This is a genomic window from Dietzia sp. HMSC21D01, assembly GCF_001815995.1.
GTDB classification, from domain to species: domain Bacteria; phylum Actinomycetota; class Actinomycetes; order Mycobacteriales; family Mycobacteriaceae; genus Dietzia; species Dietzia cinnamea.
On record NZ_KV823729.1, the window covers coordinates 1 to 2,753 of the forward strand.

Sequence of the window (2,753 nt, forward strand, 5' to 3'; positions counted from 1 at the left end):
CGGGGACGTCTCGCCGTCCCCGCCACCGGCCCCACCTCATTGCCGATCCCCCTGCGCGGAGACCATCCCGCCCCCGCCGCGGCGCCGCCGTCGTTGGGCGGGTCCGCGGCCGCCGCGGCCCCGGTGGAGGCGCCCGTCGAGACGCAGCCCGAGGGGTCTGCGACCTATGGCGCCGAGCCGGGGACGATCGCCGTTCCGGGAGAGCCGACCTCGTCGTCGTCGACCCCCCGTGACACGTCGGCCCGCGCCAACGAGACGCAGACGATCGTGCATCTCGTGCGCCACGGCGAGGTCCACAACCCCGAGGGCGTCCTCTACGGTCGACTGCCCGGGTACCGGCTGTCGGAGCTGGGACGCAGCCAGGCGGAGACCGTCGCCCGCGTCCTCGGGAATGGGCACGACATCGTGTCGATCGTCGCCTCCCCGCTGCAGCGCGCCCAGGAGACCGCCGCCCCGCTCGCCGAGACCCTCGGACTGCCGGTGGGGATCGACGCCGACATCATCGAGGCGGAGAACCGTTTCGAGGGGCGCAAGGTCGGCGGCCCCGGCGGTGCGCTCCGCGACCCGCAGTACTGGCCGATTCTCGTCAACCCGCTGCGGCCGTCGTGGGGCGAGCCGTACCTGCAGATCGCGCACCGCATGATCGGCGCCGTGTACTCGACCCTCGACACCGCCCGCGGGCACGAGGCCGTCCTGGTGAGCCACCAGCTGCCCGTGTACACCACGCGGCGCTTCCTCGAGGGTCGGCGCCTGTGGCACGACCCGCGCTCCCGGCAGTGCTCCCTGGCGTCGGTCACCTCGTTGGTGTTCGAGGGCACCACGCTGCGCGACATCGTCTATTCCGAACCGGCGGGCGCCTCCGACCCGTCGCAGACTGGAGCATGATCCATGCGTAAGACCAAGGCCGCGCTCGGCGCGTTGCTTCTGTCCGGCGCGCTCGCCGCCGGTTGCGCCACCGGCAACGACGCTGTGGTGGTGGGCCCGGAGACGTTCGAGTTCGTCAGTCCCGACGGCCAGATCGAGATCCACTACGACCCCCCGGCTGAGCGCAAGCCCGTCGCCACGATCGCCGGGCCCGACCTGCTCGACCCCGACCGCACGCTCACCGTGCAGGACGATTTCGCTGGACAGGTCGTGATCCTCAACCTGTGGGGCCAGTGGTGTGGTCCGTGCCGCGCCGAATCCGACGACCTGCAGCGCCTGCAGGAGGAGTACGAGCCCCGCGGCGCGACCGTGTTCGGCATCAATCTCCGCGACCCCAACCGGCAGAAGCCCGTCGACTTCGTCCGCGACAACGGCATCACGTACCCGTCGATCTGGGACCCGAGCAACGCGGCCGTCGCCGCCCTACGTGGCTTCCCGACGTCAGTCGTGCCGGCGACGATCATCCTGGACAAGCAGCATCGGGTGGCCGCCGTGTACCTGGCCGAGATCACCGACGACGAGCTGAGTGAGACCGTCGACAGGATCCTGGCCGAGGAGGTCGAGCAGACGTGACCCCCGAAGTGATCCTGCTCGCCCAGAGCGTCGGGGAGACCTTCCAGCAGACTGTGGCCAGCGGCCCGATCCTGCTGGCGTTGGGCGCGTGCGTGCTGGCCGGACTGGTGTCGTTCGCCTCGCCCTGCGTGATCCCGCTGGTGCCCGGCTACATGGCGTACCTGGCCAGCGTGGTGGGCGCCGAGCGCCCGCCGGTCACCGCGGCCGCCGCTGAACGGCAGCGCGCCGCCACCGCCACACTGACCGTGGAGGAACGGCGAACCCGCCGCGCTTCCCGTACCCGCGTAGTCGGCGCATCCTTGCTGTTCGTGGGTGGGTTCACCGTGGTGTTCGTGCTGCTCAGTGCCATGGTGCTGGGGACCGTGCAGTACCTGGCCCCGCAGCAGGAGTTGCTGCAGCGGCTCGGCGGCGTGGTGACCATTCTCATGGGTCTGGTCTTCATCGGCTTGGTGCCCACCCTGCAGCGGGACACCCGCATGCAGCCGAAGGCGCTCTCGACGTGGCTCGGCGCGCCGATGCTCGGCGCCGTCTTCGCCCTCGGCTGGACCCCGTGCCTGGGTCCCACGCTCGCCGCGGCGCTGTCGGTTGCCGCCGGTACGGGCGTCGACGCGGCCCGGGGCGTCCTGCTGATCGTGGCTTACTGCCTGGGTCTCGGCTTGCCGTTCATCGTGGTGGCGTTCGGCTCCACGTGGGCGATGCGCACGGTCGGGTGGCTGCAGAAGCACACCCGGGCCATCCAGGTGTTCGGCGGCGTCATGCTCATCATCGTGGGTCTGCTGCTGCTCTCGGGCGGATGGGCGCTGTTCATCGACTGGCTGCGCGACTTCGCCATCTCGGACACCACTCTGCCCATCTGACCCACTTGAGCTGGCCGCCGTCGCGCCTCGGTCGCGTGTGGTCATGCTGCGGCCTTGGAGTTGGCCGTGTGTTGGGCGATGGTGTGGTCGAGGTCGTGGAGGAGGGCGAAGGGTAGGACTGGCGCGTGTAGTGGTGTCAGTGGTGGCGGGCCTGGTTTGGGTGGTGGTGGGTTGGTCGCGCGTGGGGTTGTGGTGGGTGGGATCCATCTGACGCCTTGGGGTGCGGTGCGGTCGGGGATGGTGGTCCAGCCGGTGTCGTGGATCATGGAGTGGCAGTCGGCGCTGGTCAGGGCGAGTTCGTCGATGTTGGTCTGCCCGCCGGCGGCCCAGGGTTTGCCGGCGTGGTGGGCTTGGCAGTGTCTGGCGTCCTGGTCGCAGTCGGGGTGGGTGCAGCCGCCG

At 70.7% G+C, this 2,753-nt stretch carries 4 protein-coding genes; 3 read left to right on the forward strand and 1 reads right to left on the reverse strand.

Annotated elements, in window-relative coordinates; translation table 11 throughout:
• Positions 1-264: 264 nt before the first annotated feature.
• From HMPREF3086_RS02800 to HMPREF3086_RS02810, 3 genes are read left to right on the forward strand one after another with little or no spacing between them, the layout of a single operon-like run.
• Positions 265-885 (forward strand): histidine phosphatase family protein, encoded by a 621-nt coding sequence (locus tag HMPREF3086_RS02800; RefSeq protein WP_061228018.1) that lies wholly within the window; start codon positions 265-267, stop codon positions 883-885.
• A gap of 3 nt (positions 886-888) precedes the next feature.
• Complete coding sequence (locus HMPREF3086_RS02805) at positions 889-1,497, forward strand: TlpA family protein disulfide reductase (protein WP_061227997.1); 609 nt, start codon at positions 889-891, stop codon at positions 1,495-1,497.
• A complete protein-coding gene (locus HMPREF3086_RS02810) occupies positions 1,494-2,354 on the forward strand; it encodes a cytochrome c biogenesis CcdA family protein (RefSeq protein ID WP_061227998.1) in 861 nt (286 codons plus the stop codon). The genes HMPREF3086_RS02805 and HMPREF3086_RS02810 overlap by 4 nt, the downstream gene beginning before the upstream one ends.
• A 41-nt stretch (positions 2,355-2,395) precedes the next feature.
• Here the strand turns inward: HMPREF3086_RS02810 and HMPREF3086_RS19450 are convergent.
• Positions 2,396-2,753 (reverse strand): HNH endonuclease signature motif containing protein (locus HMPREF3086_RS19450; protein ID WP_246830875.1); only part of this gene is annotated, 358 nt, incomplete at its 5' end.